The sequence below is a fragment of the uncultured Streptococcus sp. genome (genome assembly GCF_963521865.1).
Taxonomy (GTDB): Bacteria; Bacillota; Bacilli; order Lactobacillales; family Streptococcaceae; genus Streptococcus.
Window position 1 is genome coordinate 1 of record NZ_CAUQWY010000020.1, and the last position, 16,525, is coordinate 16,525.

Below are 16,525 nucleotides of genomic sequence, written 5' to 3' on the forward strand. Positions count from 1 at the left end.
GTCTTCCATAGTTCTTCTCCTAAAATAGTATCTTATCCTTTATTATATCACAAAATATAGTCCAGTACATATTATTTTTTTCTTATACTCTTCGAAAATCTCTTCAAACCGCGTCAACGTCGCCTTGCCGTACTCAAGTACAGCCTGCGACTAGTTTCCTAGTTTGCTCTTTGATTTTCATTGAGTATTAGTATCTATTGTAGTCCTGCTGAAACTAGTAAGAAAGAACTCCTACATCTACAAGTGACATAGGAGTTTATGTTATCTTTTACTGAGTAACAGTGACTTCTCCAGTTCGGTAATCCAGTTGAAGCCCCTTTTGAACATTGGGAACTAGGACATTAAATTCCAATTCTCCGTCTGAGGACTTGGCTTCAATCTGTGAAGCTGAAGGAACTAAATCCTCGTTTGAAGCGTAGTAAAGGGTTACACGGTAACGGACACGCTTGTTTTTATCCAAGGCCTTACGTACCATGCTTTCATAGTAGTTTTGACCAGTCGAATCCTCGGCTTGCGCCTGATTTGCCCAGGCTGTTTGAACAGCAATGTTTTTAGGATTGCTTGTTGAGGCATCAAAACCATCCAAGCCACCGATTAAGGCATAGCCTAATAAGTGACCTCTATCGACCGCATGGGTATAAGTACCCTTTAGATTCTTAACCTGATGCCAGCCTGGAGGAGTCCAAGAAGTCGAACCATTCCCAGTTTCTTCACGATTCTTGTACTGGCGAGTAGCCTTAGACAAGAGGGCATTTGCTACGGTTGGCACTGTTTCCTTACCCACTGTCTTTGTTTTATTATCAGCGTAGGGCTTACTTGAAACCTTGGCATCTAGATTTGTTTTATTGCCATTGACGATAAAAGCACCTGAGCCATTCCACTCAAGACTCCCTTTTATTTGGCTTTTGACTGCATCTGTTAAGACACTTTCTGCCAATTCTTGACTAGGAGCTTCAGACGCTTGTTTTTTCTGACTAACCCTTGTTTTAGGACTATTAGCTGTCGACTGCATCTGCTTGATATAATAGCTCCCTGCAGACAAAAGCAATAACACTAGCAGCCCGATCAATGTCTGTCTTGTTTTTCTATCCATTTTTCTCCTTATCTCTAGAAAAAGACTGGTTCTCCAGCCTAATTTCCTGTAAATTTATGAATCAATTCCTGCCATTTTGCTGGAGACAGGATAGCCCATGGATCTTGACCCTTGCCCAAGATTCCATAGCCTACCATTAGACCGATTCCTAGGGCCAGAGTACCTAAAATCAGTACCAGGATGACTAAAAGTAAACGCTTGATTACATAGCTTGATCTCTTATTCATCTTCATCACTTGCCTCAATCCGCTGAATCTTAGCACCTAGCTGCGCCAACTTCTCATGGAAACGGTAGTAACCTCTATCCAAGTGAACCAATTTACCAACCACAGTTTCTCCTTGTGCTACCAAACCTGTCAAAATCAAGGCAGCGCTGGCACGAAGGTCAGTTGAAAGAACTTCTGCCCCCTGCAAAGGCTGTCCACCAACAATACGAGCTGTATCACGGATAATCTCAGAGTGCAAGCCCATGCGGCGCATCTCTTCTAGGTGTTGGAAACGATTTTCGAAAACTGTCTCCACCATAGTTGATTCCCCTTTTGCGACGGTCATCAAGGCTGTAAATTGAGCCTGCATATCTGTTGGAAATCCTGGATGGGGCAAGGTTTTCACATGAACAGCTTTTAGATTTCCTAGTTGAGAGCGAACTCGAATCCCTTCAGTCTCCTCTGTCACTTCCACTCCCATTTCAAGTAATTTGGCAATCAAGGGACGATTGTGCTCCCAGACAGCGTCTTTAATCAAGACATCACCACCAGTCATGGCAGCAGCCACCATAAAGGTTCCTGCTTCGATACGGTCTTGGACTACATTGTGAGTCGTACCATGAAGTTTCTCAACACCAGTAATGGTAATGGTCTCTGTACCAGCACCTTTAACCTTGGCTCCCATTTCATTGAGGAGAATGGCTAGGTCCACAATCTCAGGTTCACGCGCAGCATTTTCAATCACTGTCACTCCATCAGCCAGGGTTGCTGCCATCATCAAGTTCTGCGTAGCACCAACACTTGGGAAGTCCATGTAGATATGAGCTCCATGTAAGCGATCAGCCTTGGCTTCGATATAACCAGCTGTCTGACTAATCTTAGCCCCCATAGCTTCTAGACCTTTCAAATGAAGATCAATAGGACGGCTACCAATCGTACAACCACCTGGCATGGATACCTTAGCATGACCTACACGGGCAAGAATTGGTCCCAAGACAACGATAGATGCACGCATCTTGCTGACATACTTGTAAGGAGCTTCCTCAGTGATATCGCCAGTCGCGTCCACCTCAACAAGATGAGCTTTTTCATTAAAATCCACCTTGGCATTCAAACCACGAACCACCTGATTCATAGTGAACACATCTGACAAAATTGGAACATTATGCAAAACAGTACTTCCTTCACTAGCTAAAATAGTTGCAGCTAGCAAGGGTAATACTGCATTTTTTGCTCCTTCTATGGTAACACTGCCGACTAGACGATTATCGCCACCTTGAACCACAATTTTTTCCATACTTATTTCCTTTACATTTGATTTTATAATAATCCTCTAAGCGCTTCTTGCCACAATTGATATAGGCTGATAAAGAAAGAACTCATGATATAGCCCATTACAATGCTGAAAAAGGCTACTAGTAAACGAACTTTTCCTGTATTCTCAGCTGTCACTTTTAAAACCTTTTCCCATCTAACAAGATTCTTTAAAAGGTAAAAACTCACATAAATAAAGAGCATGTGACTGCTTAGAGTGAATAATAATTGAACCATTTGACTATTATACCATCTTCTCTGTTTGTGCGCTAGTTTGGAAACTTCACTTAAAAACTAGGGATTGTTTTTCAAGTAATCAATTGCATCTTGTAGGGTTTTAACTGGCACGATTTTCATATCTGTCTTGATTGTTTTGGCTGCTTCTAGGGCTGTTTGGTAGTTGTTTTTAGCATCTGGATGCGCTTTTTGTTCCTCTTCGCTAACAGGGTTATCAGGGGCAAAGAAAATAGCGGCGCCTTGTCTAGCCGAAGCTACAACTTTCTTATCAATACCTCCAATGTCCCCCACATGACCATCACGGTCAATGGTACCTGTACCAGCAACAATACGGCCATTACGAAGGCCTGGATCAGCTATTTGGGTATAGATGGCCAGACTAAACATGAGACCTGCACTTGGACCGCCAATACCAGCTGTTGAAAAGCGAATTGGGACATCACTGGTCACTTCCGTACGGTCAATCAAGCCGATTCCAATCCCATTTTTGCCATTTTCTAGAGTAATGATTTTTCCTTCTGCAGACTTAGTTTGCCCATCCTCTTCATAGGTCACTTTAACTGAATCCCCTAGTTTTTGAGAATTGACGTAATCAATCAAGTCTTTGGAACTGTCAAAGGTTTTATCATTGACTGCTGTGACCGTATCAGAGATGTTGAGAATCCCTTTAAAGGTCGAATTATCCGTCACAGTCAAGACATAAACTCCAAGATATTTTAGTTCAATATCCTTACCAGCTGTTTTCAGTCCTTGATATTTGGCCATATTTTGCGATGTCTGCATGTAGAATTGATTGATCCGCATAAATTCCACATCGGAAGAGCCACCTGTAGTCTCTTGGGCACTACGAATATCTGTAAAAGGCGTCAACCAAGCATAAATCATATGGGCTAAAGTAGCGTGCTGGACACCAACCGTAACGAATTGATAGGCCCCGGCTTCCTTATCTTCTGTGTCATTTACTTTAAGGACTTGGCGAATATCTTCCGAACCACCTGGAACCTCTATATAGTAGGGCAAAGGCACTACAAATGCCAAGAAGGTCACAATCAAGGCCGCAATGACATATAAGGGCCATCTAATCTTTTTTTTCATTTCTTATTTCCTCCAAAATACTCTCGGGAACATAGCAAGCAATATCCTGTTCAAATTTCAAAAGCTCTCTAACACCTGATGAACTGAGATAGAGATGTTCAGGTCGACTATGTAAATAAATGGTCTCTATATTAGGAGACAGCTGATGGTTGTAGTAATCAAAACTGGCTTCATATTGCAAATCCGACGCATTTCTCAAACCTCGTACTAGGCAAGTAGCACCCAATTTTTTTGCAACATCAACCACCAATTCATCATGTGAAAACACGACTTCAACATTTTCCAAATGCTCCAAAGCCTTTTCTAGCCCCCGTTTACGATTTTCAAGAGGAAGAAATCCTTGTTTATGGGGATTAAAAAAAATACCGACATAGAGCTTGTCAAAAAGTCTGCTCGCCCGTTCAATGATATCCAGATGCCCATTTGTCATAGGATCAAATGAACCTGTGAATAAACCAATCTTATCTGACATAGACTGTCACCTTACTAATTCCATAAATTTTTTCCTTCCAGATGCCCAGACAGGCAATTTCTTCTGGAAGTTCTACCATTTTATCTGTCTCACAAACCACCATAACATCTTCAGAAAAAAGTTCTCTCTCAGCCATTTTCTCAATATCTGCTACGATTTGTTCCTTGGCATAGGGAGGGTCTAAGAAAACGAGGTCAAATTCCCCAGATACCTGCTCCAATGCTCTTTCTGCATCCATTTTGAGAAGTTGAAATTTTCCAACTTCCTTGGTCATCTGGATATTTTCAGCCACGATAGTCTGAGCCTTACGGTCTCGCTCCACCAAAACAGCACTGGACATGCCACGTGAGACTGCCTCGATAGATAAACCACCACTACCTGCATAAAGGTCCAAGACGCGTCCCCCTTCAAAGTAGGGACCAATCATGTTAAAAATGGCTCCCCTAACCTTATCCGAAGTAGGTCTTGTCGTCTTGCCTTCTAGTGTCTTGAGGGGACGTCCCCCATAGATTCCTGATACGATTTTCATACCGTTTATTATACCAAATTATGTGCAAAAAGAGAAAGAAAACCGAACCTTACGGTTCGATTCTCTACAAAATATTTTCGTAAGTATCGCGGACTTCTTGAGGCCAAACACTTGTTTGCACTTCTCCGATATGTTTCTTACGAAGTAGGAACATAGCCATACGAGATTGTCCAATTCCTCCACCGATTGTCAATGGGAATAGGCCATTCAACAAAGCCTTGTGCCATTCCAATTCCAAGCGGTCTTCATCACCTGTGATGGCAACCTGACGACGTAGCGTTTCTTCATCTACACGAATTCCCATAGAAGACAACTCAAAGGCTCCACCCAGAGACTCATTCCAAACAAGAATATCGCCATTCAGACCCTTGTAGCCATTTTCAGACTCGCTTGTCCAGTCATCGTAGTCTGGTGCACGTCCATCGTGCGGTTTACCGTCTGGTAATTCACCACCGATACCAATCAAGAAAACAGCACCAAATTCTTTACAGATCGCATTTTCACGTTCTTTCGGTGTCAAGTCTGGGTAGCGTTCTACCAACTCTTCTGTATGGATAAAAGTAATCTGTTTTGGCAAGATTGACTCGATATCATATCGGGCTTCAACAGCTAGCTCTGTCAGGCGAATAGCTTTGTAAATCTTCTCAACTGTTTCTTTTAGGTAGGCAATATTACGTTGTCCATTTGGAATGACCTTTTCCCAGTCCCACTGATCCACAAAGACAGAGTGGGTTGCATCCAGCGAGTCTTCGTCTGGACGAAGGGCTTTCATGTGGACAAAAAGACCCTCACCCTCACCGAAACCAAAACGAGCTAGGGTATGGCGTTTCCATTTGGCAAGTGAGTGCACCACTTCATAAGTAGCATCAGGGATTTGGAGAACCTTGACCGATACGGCATTCTCTACACCTGATAAGTTATCCTGCATCCCGTCGCCGACCCTGCTCAAGATAGGACCTTGAACTTCGACAACTTCTAGCTTGTCTTTCAAATACTGAGTAAAAGTGTTTTTGACAAAGGAAATTTCTTCTTGTTGGTGGATAAAACTTTTCTTCATAAGCTACTCCTCAAAAATTTAATTAAAAGCATTATACACCTATTTTCAAGAAAAGAAAAGAGAAATTTAAAAAAAATCAGTGTCACTCAAAACACTGATTTCATAGACCCTTTAATCATTACGACCGAAGATACGTAAAATACTTAGGAAAAGATTGATAAAATCAAGATAGATACTGAGAGCCATTGACACAACCCAACCTGTCGCTACACGACCTTGTGATTGTTCATAGGCAAGGCGAATTTTTTGATTGTCCCAAGCAATCAGCCCTGAGAAAACTAAAACCATGGCTACGCTAATCATATAATCAAAGAAGCCGCTAGCCAAGAAAATATTGACTATCATAGCAATCAGCAAGCCGATAAGAGCCGCCATCATCGCTCGACCAAGGCCACTCAAATCTTTCTTGGTGAACATACCCACTGCCGCCATGACAAAGAAGAGAAGGGCGCTCGATACAAAGGCAGATAAAACTGTACCTGGAGTATAGAAGGCTACCACAAAACTGAGGGTAAAGCCGTTTAATACTGAGTAAAGTAAAAATACTGGAAGAGCAGCTGGGCTATTCTTTGAAGCCATACTACTGGCAACAAAGACTAGGGCTAGCTCTGCAAAGGTTGCAATGGTCAACCAGAGACGCCCCTGCATCAAAAAGTAAACCAACTGAGACTGAAAGACCGTCAACATAAGGCCTGATACCAAAGCGGATAGTCCGATTCCCAGACCAACAAAGGCATAAACCTTAGCGTAAAATTGATTGAGACCTGCGCGGTCGTGAATAATAGTGTGACTCATCTTTTCTCCTTTTCTATGAACATCTTTCCTTGATTATAACAAAGAAAGTTAAAATTAGCTTAAATGGAAAATCAAAATACCTGCTGCAACGGCAACATTCAAACTCTCCGCCTGCCCCTTCATACTAATGTGAACCAATTGATCTGCACTTTCAGCCATGAGGGAACTAATTCCTTGACCCTCATTTCCCATGACTAGTACAAAATTTCCTATAGGAGGCAGTTCTCTGTAATCAACAGAATCTTTAGATAGGGTTGTTGCTAGCACTGGGATAGCAGTCTTTTTAGCTTCCTCGAGAAGCCTTTGACTAGACATTCGGTAAATAGGCAGATGGAAATGACTGCCTTGCATCGAACGTAAGGTCTTGAGACTGTAGATATCTGCCGACTTATCTGAAACAATCACTCCAGTAAAACCTGCTGCATCTGCAGTCCGAATGATAGTTCCCACATTACCAGGATCTTGCACATCTTCCAAAAACAAGAACTTGCCCTGACTCAAATCAGCTTGTCCTACTTCTTCTTTTTGAACCACGGCAACAATGCCCTGTGGAGTCTGAGAATCCGCCAAATCTAGCAAAATATCCTCTGACACCCAGACAGTCTGCGGAAACGAGGCTAACTGGTCTCGGTAACTTTCTAGGGCAAAGATTTTCTCAATCGTCACTCCAGCTTGAACAGCTTCTTCAAACAAGTGCCAGCCTTCAATCAAATAGGCAGACTTGCGGTATTTTTTTTGGTGTAATTTCTTGGCATTTTTTACCACAGAATTGGCTTTTGAGGTTATAATAGTCATAGAAATATTATAACACAATCAAAGAGGTTTGGTATGCAAAAGGTTAGAATGATTGCCCAAGGTAGGGTACAGGGAGTCGGCTTTCGTTGGGGTGTTTACAGCTTGGCACTTGAAATTGGTGGCATCACAGGTCGAGTATGGAATAATGACGATGGCACAGTGGAAATCTTAGCCCAAGCAGACTCATCCGCTATCATGGCGAAATTTATCCAAGAAATCCGAAAAGGACCTACACCTTTTTCAAAAGTCAGCTACTTAGATGTCCAACTGAGCAACTTTCCTCCCTACCCTGACTTTAAAATCGCAAATTAGGTCTCTAGAACTATTGTATATTTTGTAAAAAAACAGTAGAATAGAAAGGTATAATTTTTTAAGAAGGAATAAAAACAGTGAAATCTATTAAACGTTTTGCACTCTCGGCTATGGGAGTGGCTATGTTGCTTGTCTTGACTGGCTGTGTTAGCGTCGATAAAGCAACAGGAGAGCCAACAGGATTTATTTGGAATACTTTCGGAGCGCCTATGGCTGAAGCTATCAAGTACTTCGCTACTGATCAAGGTCTAGGCTTTGGTATGGCTATCATTATCGTAACCATTATCGTGCGCTTGATTATCTTGCCACTTGGTATCTACCAATCATGGAAGGCAACGCTTCACTCTGAAAAGATGAACGCCCTCAAGCACGTCCTTGAGCCACACCAAACACGTCTCAAGGAAGCAACTACTCAAGAAGAAAAACTCGAAGCCCAACAAGCTCTCTTTGCTGCTCAAAAAGAGCACGGCATCAGCATGTTTGGTGGTGTAGGATGCTTCCCTATCCTCCTTCAAATGCCTTTCTTCTCTGCAATTTACTTTGCTGCCCAACATACTGAAGGGGTTGCTCAAGCAAGCTACCTAGGCATTCCTCTAGGTTCTCCAAGTATGATTTTGGTTGCCTGCGCAGGTGTCCTTTACTATCTTCAATCGCTCCTTTCACTTCACGGAGTAGAAGACGAAACGCAAAGAGAACAAATCAAGAAAATGGCTTACGTGAGCCCAATCACGATTGTTGTCTTCTCCCTCATTTCACCAGCCAGTGTCACACTTTACTGGGTTGTCGGTGGTTTCATGATGATTCTCCAACAGTTTATCGTCAACTATATCGTTCGTCCAAAACTTCGCAAAAAAGTCCGTGAAGAACTGGCAAAGAACCCACCAAAAGCAAATGCTTTCTCTACACCAAGTGGACGAAAAGACGTTACCCCTGAACAACCAACTGCTATTACAAGCAAGAAAAAACACAAAAATCGCAACGCTGGAAAACAACGTTCGAGATAAAGCTACGTAAATTATCCAATAATTAAAAAACGAATGAATGATAAATAGTTTTCATCAACTAGATATCATCATTCGTTTTTATTATCTACCGTTACATCTTATACTAGTCAAAAACGTTAAATAGTTTAAAAGTTCACATATAAAAACGATTCAATCATAAATTAACAAGTAACTCACTATGATTTAATACAATTCACAGTTATTAAAACTTCTGCTCCCTCGTCTCTATTTCTAAGCTCAACTCGGCCTTTGTGTAGTTTTGCAACTCTACATACAAAACTTAGTCCAATACCATAATGTTGCTCTTTATACGATCTAGCTTTATCCATACGATAAAAGAGCTTTCCAAAATTATTTAAAACTTCATCTGGAAACTCCGAACCATTATTCCATATACCTATTTTCAATTCTTTCGCCTCTTGCTCTACCCTAATGTTAATTTTAGGATTCTGTTTATCAGCGTATTCCAAAGCATTTGTTAAAATATTTTGTATGGCACGAATCAGAAGAGATGGATTTATATAATAGTTTTCAGTTCCTTTCACATTTTGTTCAAAAGAAAACTTCATCTGATTTTTTATCAAAAAAGAGACTTCTTTCTCTAATTCATTGATAAAATCTGAAGAGGAATACTCCGTCCAACCTGTCTCATCATCATAATAGGTTTTAGAATAGTGAATCAATTGATTGAAATAATCTAGTAACTGTTGACTAGCTCTTTCTATATCTGCTAAGCATTCTTGAGATTGGTCGTTTTCAGTTATCGTCTGCAGAAATTCCACATTTCCCCTAATAATGGTTAAGGGAGTTTTTAAATCATGAGAAGCTGCTGAAACCTGAAACATTAAATCTTCCTTCTGCTGTTTCTCATTAACTATTAATTGTCGAATTCTATCTTGCATCACAATAATCCGATTTCCTGTCTCGCGAAATTCTTTAACCGTTAAACATTCTGTACATTCCTTCTTCAACCACATACTATTTTCATAAATCAAAGTCATTTCATAACTCAGTTTTTTCAACAATTTTCCAATGTGATAACTTATTAGAATAATCAATAAAACACAAATATATATCCATGATGACACATTGAAAAAAATTGATAGAACACCACTATTGTTTAAAGGTTTCCCATCTTCGTTTATTTGTATAGATACTGAAGCTAAGGGAATAAGATAGGCCATTAGTAAGCCAAGACTAAACTGCCAAATAATTCTCCAACAGGTTTCTCGAATTAATTGTCTAAAACTTTTGATTCTACCCATTGATATCCTCCACCGTATAAGGTTTTAATTGGATTTAATTGATAAGGTTTCAGCTTTTGACGAATTTGATAAATGTACTCTGAAACCGAACGTAAAAGAGCTTCTGAACTTTGTGGATATAGATAATTATAAATTTCCTCAATAGAATATATTTTACTTGGGTTGCTTGCCAAAAGATTCACTATGTCGAATTCCCTCCTTGTCAAGGCAATCTTATCATCGTTCACAAATAGTTCCTTACTATCCGTATATAGTATAAGCTTCCCAATCTTAATTTGATGAACATTTCCTTTAGTCCGTTCTTCACGACGCAAGTGCATTTTAACACGTGCTAACAATTCTTGCATACTAAAGGGCTTCATAATATAATCATCAGCACCTGCATTGATTCCAGCTACTAAATCTTCATCCATATCCTTGGCAGTTATAAAACAGATAGGAACAGTTATCTGCTCGCGAATCATCTGACAGATTTCTAAACCACTAACAGGCATCATAATATCTAATAAAATCAAGTCAAATCCTGTGAAATCACAAAGATCAATCTCTTCTATCTTATTTCGTATGACTACTTCATATTTTTCATATTCTAGTACTTTTTTTATTAGGCGAAGAATAGCAAGATCATCATCTACAACCAAAATTTTATAAGCCATAACTCACCCTCCTGAATATATTATAGCACTAACTGAGAAAAAGACAGGATATCCCTTGTCTTTAGCCTACATTTCTTCCTATAAGTATCAATGTAGCAAATAGAAAAACAATTAATAACCAAACTATTTGTATCCCTAAGCCTTGCCACACTGGATAATAAAGAGACAATGGATAGGTATAAAAACAATTCATACTAGCCAGTAATGGTAAATTTCTAAAAAAAGAACTGAATTGTAGTAACATTTGTCCCAAGCCCAATAAAAGGGATAAACTGATTCCCAAAATTAAGATAAAAGACTGGGAAATAAATACAAAAATACCACTTAAAAGAGAGAAGGTTAGAATAGAAATACAAGCTGGAAATAGAATTGTTAGAACATGTTTAATATTACTCAAAAGATTGATATTGTAGTATCCTTGCGCGATTAGTATGCATAATGATATTACAGCGACCAATAATACAATTTCTATACATAATACAATAGCTAGTTTACATATTATAAATTTTAAACGATTTGGACAGGTAAGAAAACTGGTACGAAGACTAGAACCTGTAAATTCTTGACCTATAAATAGAACCGCTAGACTAACGAAACCTGCCTGTCCTAAATAGAGACTTTGCAGTAGCTGTTCCAAAACAAACTGTAGGGTCAACTGGTCTGGCTTACTATTTAAAAAAATAACCATCGCCGGAACACACAGTAATAGAGCACCTATAATCAACCAGTGCCAAGGATTCATCGTAAACTTTAGATACTCACTTTTAAGTTGCTCTTTCAACCTATTCACCTCCTCCAATATCTGATTTAAGTAAGCGGTAAATTGCTAAAGCCAAGAATGAAAAGTTCCAACAAAGTAAAAATAAAATATGTTGTAAACTATTATGCTCTAAAATTTGAGGAGATGTAGCAATCAATCCTTGCCCCAATGCAACTGGAAAAAATTTTGCAACCGATATATAGTTTGCTAAGAATGTTCCCAAATTGTAGACTTGGGGAAGCAAAAATAATAGAGGAACAATGGCTGTTTTAAATGTCAAAGCCATAATATAGGCTAGCAGTCCCAACAAAGTCCAAGCTATACTGGCTAAAAATATATAGAACCAAACTGTTCCATTTAGTGAAAAAAGCAATAAACCATCTTGTCCTAAAACATAATGTGTCATGTTAATCGTAAGGAATATTGATAGAAAGGAAATGAAAAAAGAAAATACAAGCCAAACTAATGTTTTTGAAACTAGGAAAGTACCTCGATTTGTAATAGAGAGGAGGCTTGTACGAATAGCAGAGCATTTATACTCCTCGGCTCCGTAAATTGAGCCTAGGATAATCATAATAAAAACACCAAATAAAGTGACATCAAAACCTAAAAATTCAATAGGAGGTATAGCTTCTGCTAATTCTGGATTTGTCTCTGGTGTAGCATGGATACCAACTGAAACAATTTGAGAAGCACCAATATTTGCTAAAAACGTTTGAAATACCAGTATCAAGAATAGTACAACATGAGTAGCTCTCCTATAAAGCAATTTCAACATTTCAGAATGAAGAGAGTAAATAAGTGCCATGTCACTTTCCTCCCTCTGTTAAACTAAAGAAGACTTCCTCTAGTGAAGAAAGATTTTTCATCACTTCTTGTAAAGTCCCTTTTATAAGAACTTTTCCTTTATTTATGATAACTACATCATCTGTTACTGCCTCCACTTCCGATAATATATGAGATGATAGCAAGACAGTCTTCCCTTCTTGAGCTTGTTTTTTTATAAACTCTCTAAACCACCGAATTCCTCTTGGATCCAACCCATTAGTCGGTTCATCCAATATCAGATATTGAGGATTTCCTAATAGAGCTGTTGCAATTCCCAAGCGTTGTCCTTCTCCTAATGATAATTTCCCAATTTTAGATTTTTTCTTATGACTAATATCCACCATATCCAAAACTTGCTCAATTCGCTGACTGGATATCCCATTACTAGCAGCAACAATTTTCAAATGTTGATAAACAGTCCGATCATCAGGAGCACCGACACTGTCAAATGAAGCTCCTACAGTCTTTAGAGGAAATTTTAATTCCTTATAAGTTTGATCTCCAATTTTGGTAAGTCCAGATGTTGCTTTGTCTAATCCTAATAAAATACGTAAGGTTGAACTTTTACCAGCTCCATTTGGACCCAGGAAAGCAGTCACTCTACCTGCTTTTGCTTCAAAAGAAATATCTTTTAAAATTTGAGTTTGGCCATACGACTTACATAAATTTTTAATGGTAATACTTTGTTCCATGATGTTCTCCTATTCTATTTAATATTTCTAAAAGTAACTATATCTTACACATTCTTTTTCGGATTTTTTTCAGAATTTAGAGAGTAAAAAAGATTTATAGTCAATGAAAATCAAAGAGCAAACTAGGAAGCTAGCCGTAGGTTGCTCAAAGCACTGCTTTGAGGTTGCAGATAAAGCTGACGCGGTTTGAAGAGATTTTCGAAGAGTATAAAATTTTGTTTTATTTAATTATATATATTTATATAAACTTAAAAGCCCGATGTTTCCATCAGGCTTCTTTTTATCCATGTACACGTTTCATATAGTCTTGGTAACTTTCGGTATCCATGAGTTTTTTAGCGTTCTTGACGCGGTCTGCTGTTGGTGGTTTAACCCCTTCGAGTGAATATGGGATTCCCAGTTCACGCCATTTGAACTCACCCATAGTGTGATAAGGCAGAATTTCAAACTTATCAACATTTTTGAGGGTCTTGACGAACTTACCAAGTTCAATCAAGTCATCATCTCTATCTGTCAATCCCGGAACTAGCACGTGGCGAATCCAGACAGGTTTTCCAATATCTGATAGATACTGGGCACAAGCCAAGATATTTTTATTGGTTTGGCTAGTAACAATCTTGTGCTGTTCTTCGTTGATTTCCTTGATATCTAAGAGAACCAAGTCAGTGACAGCCATGAGTTTGTCAAACTTCTCAAGGTAACGTGGTTTATTACGGAAAGGCAGTGCACAGGTATCCAAGGTACAGTGGATTCCATGTTCTTTGGCCTTGGTAAAGAGGGCAATCAAGAAATCAATCTGCAAGAGGGCTTCTCCCCCACTGACTGTAATCCCACCCTTATTCCCCCAGAAACCGCGGTAGCGCAAGGCCTCTGTCAAGACATCATCTACCGTCCGTTCACGTGATTTGTTGGACTCCATCGCCCAAGTGTCCGGGTTGTGGCAATACTGGCAACGCATGTGACAGCCCTGCAAAAAGACAATAAAGCGAATACCAGGTCCGTCTACGGAACCAAAGCTCTCCGTTGAATGCACCATTCCTGTCACTTGTCCATAATCAATTGTTTCTTCAGACATATCGTTACCTTCCTTGAAAACGTTTTATAGTTTTATTATATCATGACTTGAAGGAAAAACAAGATTTTTGCCTATTTTTTAGAAAGCAATCTGTTTTTCAATTTCATTTTCAATTAATTATCATTTTATTCTTCAAAATCAAAACCATACAAGGTTGCAAAATAGTCCTCAGGGCGCTCTGCACGGCGGATTTGACGGGCTTTGCCTTCTTCAGTATAAAGGATTTCCGCAGAGCGAAGTTTGGCGTTGTACTGGTAGCCCATTGAAAAACCGTGGGCACCTGTATCATGAATTATCAGCAAATCACCGATTTCTGTATGAGGCAGTTCGCGATTCACTGCAAATTTATCATTGTTTTCACAAAGTGAACCAACCACATCTACCACTTCAGCTGGTCCATCTGGATGGGTCACATTAGTAATATGGTGGTAGGCTCCGTACATGGCTGGACGCATAAGGTTGACTGCTGATGCATCCACACCGAGATAGGTACGGTAGGTTTCCTTCTTATGGGTAACTCTTGTGACCAAAGCACCGTGAGGGGCGAGCATAAAACGACCCAATTCAGTAAAAATCTTGACCTGACCAAGACCTGCTGGCGTAAGGACCTCTTCATATACCTTACGAACTCCCTCACCAATCAAGGCAATATCATTTGGCTCCTGCTCAGGACGATAGTTGACACCAATACCGCCAGAAAGATTGATAAAGTCTAGCGAAATGCCCAACTTTTCCTTGATTTCAACAGCCAATTCAAAAAGCTGACGAGCCAACTCTGGATAATAGAGATGGGTGACGGTATTGGACGCTAGGAAGGAGTGGATCCCAAAGGTCTTAGCTCCTTTTTCCTTCAAGATGGCAAAAGCTTCAAAGAGCTGGTCCTTGGTCATGCCAAACTTGGCTTCTCCAGGATTGTCCATGATGTCTGTCCCTAGCTCAAAAACACCTCCAGGATTGTAACGACATGAGATGATTTCTGGAATGCCTGCTGCACGCTCTAGATGTTCAATATCTTCAAAGGCATCCAAGTTAATGGTCGCACCCAATTTACGTGCATAGGCGTATTCCTTATCTGGCGTGTTGTTTGAAGAGAACATGATCTCAGAACCTGGAAAATCCAGTTTATGGCTCATCAAAAGCTCTACATAACTAGAGCAGTCCACACCACAACCTTCCTCTTGAAGGATTTTCAAGATAGCTGGTGTTGGAGTAGCCTTAACTGCAAAATATTCCTTAAAGCCCTTGTTCCACGAAAAGGCTTTGTTGACGGCTCTTGCCTTCTCACGAATCCCCTTCTCATCATACAAGTGAAAAGGTGTCGGGAACTCAGCAACAATCTTTTCTAAGTCTTCTTTATTGATAAATGGTGTTTTCATAAGTTTCCTTCTATTCTATTTGCAAAGAAAGGCTGGGACAATCGTTCCAACCTTTAGTTCTATCTCTTATTTATCTTCGTCAAAGATATTACCAACCTCAACATCGATGGCTTGGTTCTTGACATCAATATTGGTTACCTTCAAGAGTGACTTGTAATCAAACTGCTTTTCACGTTCTTCTTGGGCATTATCCGCAAAGACGGCTACACCTGCTAATTCTGAATCGAACTCACGCAAGAGGCTGATCATCCCGTTGACCGTTCCGCCGCCTTTCAAGAAGTCATCCACAATCAAGACACGGCTTCCTGCCTTGAGACTACGTTTTGAAAGGAACATTTTCTCAATGCGATCACCACTTGAACCTGATACATAGTTGACGCTGACAGTTGAACCTTCGGTAATTTTCAGGTCACGGCGCACAATGACAAAGGGAACATTGAGAACATTGGCAACTGCATTTGCAAGTGGCACCCCCTTAGTCGCTACGGTCATAACCGCATCAATTTTTTGGTCCATAAAGCTCTTGGCAATAATGCGACCAATATTTTTCAAGATAGCTGGTGTGCTAAGTAAATCGGACAGGTAGATATAGCCACCTGGCAAGATACGATCGCTTTCTGACAACTTGGCACGCAAGTCTTCAACCATTTCCTTAGCATCATGGTTTGAGATTGATGGTGTAAAGATGACACCTCCACCAGCCCCAGTCACTGTCTGGATGTGGCCGATTTCGATTTCTTCAAAGGCGCGTTTGATAATGACAATATCTTCTGAGATGGATGATTTAGCAGATTCATACTTTTCAGCAAAAGTATTGAGACTAGTTAGTTTATAAGGATTATTAATCAAATAGTTGGAAATGACAACCATCCGATCACTTCTTCTTAATTTCATTTCTATTTCCCACTTCATTTAATTTTGATATTTTATCTATTATACCATATTCACATAAAAAAACGAACAT

General features: G+C 39.8%; 20 protein-coding genes. 2 read left to right on the top strand and 18 right to left on the bottom strand.

The features are described 5' to 3' along the window. Window positions 1–268: 268 nt before the first annotated feature. The 10 genes from endA to RWO85_RS06560 form a co-directional block, all read right to left on the bottom strand. Window positions 269–1,093 (bottom strand): DNA-entry nuclease EndA, encoded by an 825-nt coding sequence (gene endA, locus RWO85_RS06515; RefSeq protein ID WP_314414807.1) that lies wholly within the window; start codon window positions 1,091–1,093, stop codon window positions 269–271. Window positions 1,094–1,131: 38 nt separating this feature from the next. Next, window positions 1,132–1,320, bottom strand: a complete 189-nt coding sequence (locus tag RWO85_RS06520) for a DNA-directed RNA polymerase subunit beta (RefSeq protein WP_314414809.1) — start codon at window positions 1,318–1,320, stop codon at window positions 1,132–1,134. Further along, the gene (gene murA / locus RWO85_RS06525; protein ID WP_314414811.1) at window positions 1,313–2,596 is read right to left on the bottom strand and encodes a UDP-N-acetylglucosamine 1-carboxyvinyltransferase; all 1,284 of its coding nucleotides are present in this window, start codon (window positions 2,594–2,596) and stop codon (window positions 1,313–1,315) included. The genes RWO85_RS06520 and murA overlap by 8 nt, the downstream gene beginning before the upstream one ends. 23 nt (window positions 2,597–2,619) lie before the next feature. Then, window positions 2,620–2,850 (bottom strand): DUF1146 family protein, encoded by a 231-nt coding sequence (locus RWO85_RS06530; protein ID WP_000250399.1) that lies wholly within the window; start codon window positions 2,848–2,850, stop codon window positions 2,620–2,622. 57 nt (window positions 2,851–2,907) lie between these two features. Then, on the bottom strand, window positions 2,908–3,945 hold the full coding sequence (locus RWO85_RS06535; protein ID WP_314414813.1) for a SepM family pheromone-processing serine protease: 1,038 nt from the start codon (window positions 3,943–3,945) through the stop codon (window positions 2,908–2,910). Next, entirely contained in the window at window positions 3,929–4,417 is a 489-nt protein-coding gene (gene coaD / locus RWO85_RS06540) for a pantetheine-phosphate adenylyltransferase (protein WP_314414815.1), read from the bottom strand. The genes RWO85_RS06535 and coaD overlap by 17 nt, the downstream gene beginning before the upstream one ends. Next, complete coding sequence (rsmD, locus tag RWO85_RS06545; RefSeq protein ID WP_314414817.1) at window positions 4,407–4,946, bottom strand: 16S rRNA (guanine(966)-N(2))-methyltransferase RsmD; 540 nt, start codon at window positions 4,944–4,946, stop codon at window positions 4,407–4,409. The genes coaD and rsmD overlap by 11 nt, the downstream gene beginning before the upstream one ends. Window positions 4,947–5,010: 64 nt before the next feature. Beyond that, complete coding sequence (asnA, locus tag RWO85_RS06550; RefSeq protein WP_000748002.1) at window positions 5,011–6,003, bottom strand: aspartate--ammonia ligase; 993 nt, start codon at window positions 6,001–6,003, stop codon at window positions 5,011–5,013. Between the two features lie 111 nt (window positions 6,004–6,114). Continuing rightward, window positions 6,115–6,798, bottom strand: coding sequence for a Bax inhibitor-1/YccA family protein (locus tag RWO85_RS06555; RefSeq protein ID WP_314414819.1), 684 nt, complete (start codon window positions 6,796–6,798; stop codon window positions 6,115–6,117). Window positions 6,799–6,852: 54 nt separating this feature from the next. Next, a complete protein-coding gene (locus tag RWO85_RS06560; protein WP_314414821.1) occupies window positions 6,853–7,593 on the bottom strand; it encodes an RNA methyltransferase in 741 nt (246 codons plus the stop codon). Between the two features lie 33 nt (window positions 7,594–7,626). Between RWO85_RS06560 and RWO85_RS06565 the strand changes: the two genes are divergently transcribed. Both RWO85_RS06565 and yidC read left to right on the top strand, forming a co-directional pair. Next, entirely contained in the window at window positions 7,627–7,905 is a 279-nt protein-coding gene (locus RWO85_RS06565; protein WP_020903085.1) for an acylphosphatase, read from the top strand. A 77-nt stretch (window positions 7,906–7,982) separates the two neighbouring features. Beyond that, on the top strand, window positions 7,983–8,909 hold the full coding sequence (yidC, locus tag RWO85_RS06570) for a membrane protein insertase YidC (RefSeq protein ID WP_314414823.1): 927 nt from the start codon (window positions 7,983–7,985) through the stop codon (window positions 8,907–8,909). 176 nt (window positions 8,910–9,085) lie between these two features. Here the strand turns inward: yidC and RWO85_RS06575 are convergent, their stop codons facing one another. The 8 genes from RWO85_RS06575 to purR form a co-directional block, all read right to left on the bottom strand. After that, window positions 9,086–10,174 carry a HAMP domain-containing sensor histidine kinase gene (locus RWO85_RS06575; RefSeq protein WP_314414825.1) on the bottom strand — a complete coding sequence of 363 codons (1,089 nt, stop codon included), beginning with the start codon at window positions 10,172–10,174 and terminating at the stop codon, window positions 9,086–9,088. Continuing rightward, window positions 10,144–10,830, bottom strand: coding sequence for a response regulator transcription factor (locus RWO85_RS06580; protein ID WP_000323582.1), 687 nt, complete (start codon window positions 10,828–10,830; stop codon window positions 10,144–10,146). The genes RWO85_RS06575 and RWO85_RS06580 overlap by 31 nt, the downstream gene beginning before the upstream one ends. A gap of 61 nt (window positions 10,831–10,891) precedes the next feature. Further along, window positions 10,892–11,611, bottom strand: coding sequence for an ABC transporter permease (locus RWO85_RS06585; RefSeq protein ID WP_314414827.1), 720 nt, complete (start codon window positions 11,609–11,611; stop codon window positions 10,892–10,894). A 1-nt stretch (window position 11,612) separates the two neighbouring features. Next, complete coding sequence (locus RWO85_RS06590) at window positions 11,613–12,398, bottom strand: ABC transporter permease (RefSeq protein ID WP_314414829.1); 786 nt, start codon at window positions 12,396–12,398, stop codon at window positions 11,613–11,615. Between the two features lies 1 nt (window position 12,399). After that, window positions 12,400–13,110: an ABC transporter ATP-binding protein gene (locus tag RWO85_RS06595; RefSeq protein WP_000438101.1), complete on the bottom strand. Its 711-nt coding sequence runs from the start codon at window positions 13,108–13,110 to the stop codon at window positions 12,400–12,402. Window positions 13,111–13,390: 280 nt separating this feature from the next. After that, entirely contained in the window at window positions 13,391–14,185 is a 795-nt protein-coding gene (gene pflA / locus RWO85_RS06600; RefSeq protein WP_001288286.1) for a pyruvate formate-lyase-activating protein, read from the bottom strand. Window positions 14,186–14,310: 125 nt separating this feature from the next. After that, window positions 14,311–15,561, bottom strand: a complete 1,251-nt coding sequence (locus RWO85_RS06605) for a diaminopimelate decarboxylase (RefSeq protein WP_314414831.1) — start codon at window positions 15,559–15,561, stop codon at window positions 14,311–14,313. A 66-nt stretch (window positions 15,562–15,627) separates the two neighbouring features. After that, a complete protein-coding gene (gene purR / locus RWO85_RS06610; protein WP_004246994.1) occupies window positions 15,628–16,455 on the bottom strand; it encodes a pur operon repressor in 828 nt (275 codons plus the stop codon). Between the last annotated feature and the right edge of the window lie 70 nt (window positions 16,456–16,525).

Excerpts from the sequence above, each read along its gene's own strand:
- endA (WP_314414807.1), bottom strand. The coding sequence starts at position 1,093 with ATGGATAGAAAAACAAGACAGACATTGATCGGGCTGCTAGTGTTATTG.
- RWO85_RS06520 (WP_314414809.1), bottom strand. The coding sequence starts at position 1,320 with ATGAATAAGAGATCAAGCTATGTAATCAAGCGTTTACTTTTAGTCATC.
- murA (WP_314414811.1), bottom strand. The coding sequence starts at position 2,596 with ATGGAAAAAATTGTGGTTCAAGGTGGCGATAATCGTCTAGTCGGCAGT.
- RWO85_RS06530 (WP_000250399.1), bottom strand. The coding sequence starts at position 2,850 with ATGGTTCAATTATTATTCACTCTAAGCAGTCACATGCTCTTTATTTAT.
- RWO85_RS06535 (WP_314414813.1), bottom strand. The coding sequence starts at position 3,945 with ATGAAAAAAAAGATTAGATGGCCCTTATATGTCATTGCGGCCTTGATT.
- coaD (WP_314414815.1), bottom strand. The coding sequence starts at position 4,417 with ATGTCAGATAAGATTGGTTTATTCACAGGTTCATTTGATCCTATGACA.
- rsmD (WP_314414817.1), bottom strand. The coding sequence starts at position 4,946 with ATGAAAATCGTATCAGGAATCTATGGGGGACGTCCCCTCAAGACACTA.
- asnA (WP_000748002.1), bottom strand. The coding sequence starts at position 6,003 with ATGAAGAAAAGTTTTATCCACCAACAAGAAGAAATTTCCTTTGTCAAA.
- RWO85_RS06555 (WP_314414819.1), bottom strand. The coding sequence starts at position 6,798 with ATGAGTCACACTATTATTCACGACCGCGCAGGTCTCAATCAATTTTAC.
- RWO85_RS06560 (WP_314414821.1), bottom strand. The coding sequence starts at position 7,593 with ATGACTATTATAACCTCAAAAGCCAATTCTGTGGTAAAAAATGCCAAG.
- RWO85_RS06565 (WP_020903085.1), top strand. The coding sequence starts at position 7,627 with ATGCAAAAGGTTAGAATGATTGCCCAAGGTAGGGTACAGGGAGTCGGC.
- RWO85_RS06575 (WP_314414825.1), bottom strand. The coding sequence starts at position 10,174 with ATGGGTAGAATCAAAAGTTTTAGACAATTAATTCGAGAAACCTGTTGG.
- RWO85_RS06580 (WP_000323582.1), bottom strand. The coding sequence starts at position 10,830 with ATGGCTTATAAAATTTTGGTTGTAGATGATGATCTTGCTATTCTTCGC.
- RWO85_RS06590 (WP_314414829.1), bottom strand. The coding sequence starts at position 12,398 with ATGGCACTTATTTACTCTCTTCATTCTGAAATGTTGAAATTGCTTTAT.
- RWO85_RS06595 (WP_000438101.1), bottom strand. The coding sequence starts at position 13,110 with ATGGAACAAAGTATTACCATTAAAAATTTATGTAAGTCGTATGGCCAA.
- pflA (WP_001288286.1), bottom strand. The coding sequence starts at position 14,185 with ATGTCTGAAGAAACAATTGATTATGGACAAGTGACAGGAATGGTGCAT.
- RWO85_RS06605 (WP_314414831.1), bottom strand. The coding sequence starts at position 15,561 with ATGAAAACACCATTTATCAATAAAGAAGACTTAGAAAAGATTGTTGCT.
- purR (WP_004246994.1), bottom strand. The coding sequence starts at position 16,455 with ATGAAATTAAGAAGAAGTGATCGGATGGTTGTCATTTCCAACTATTTG.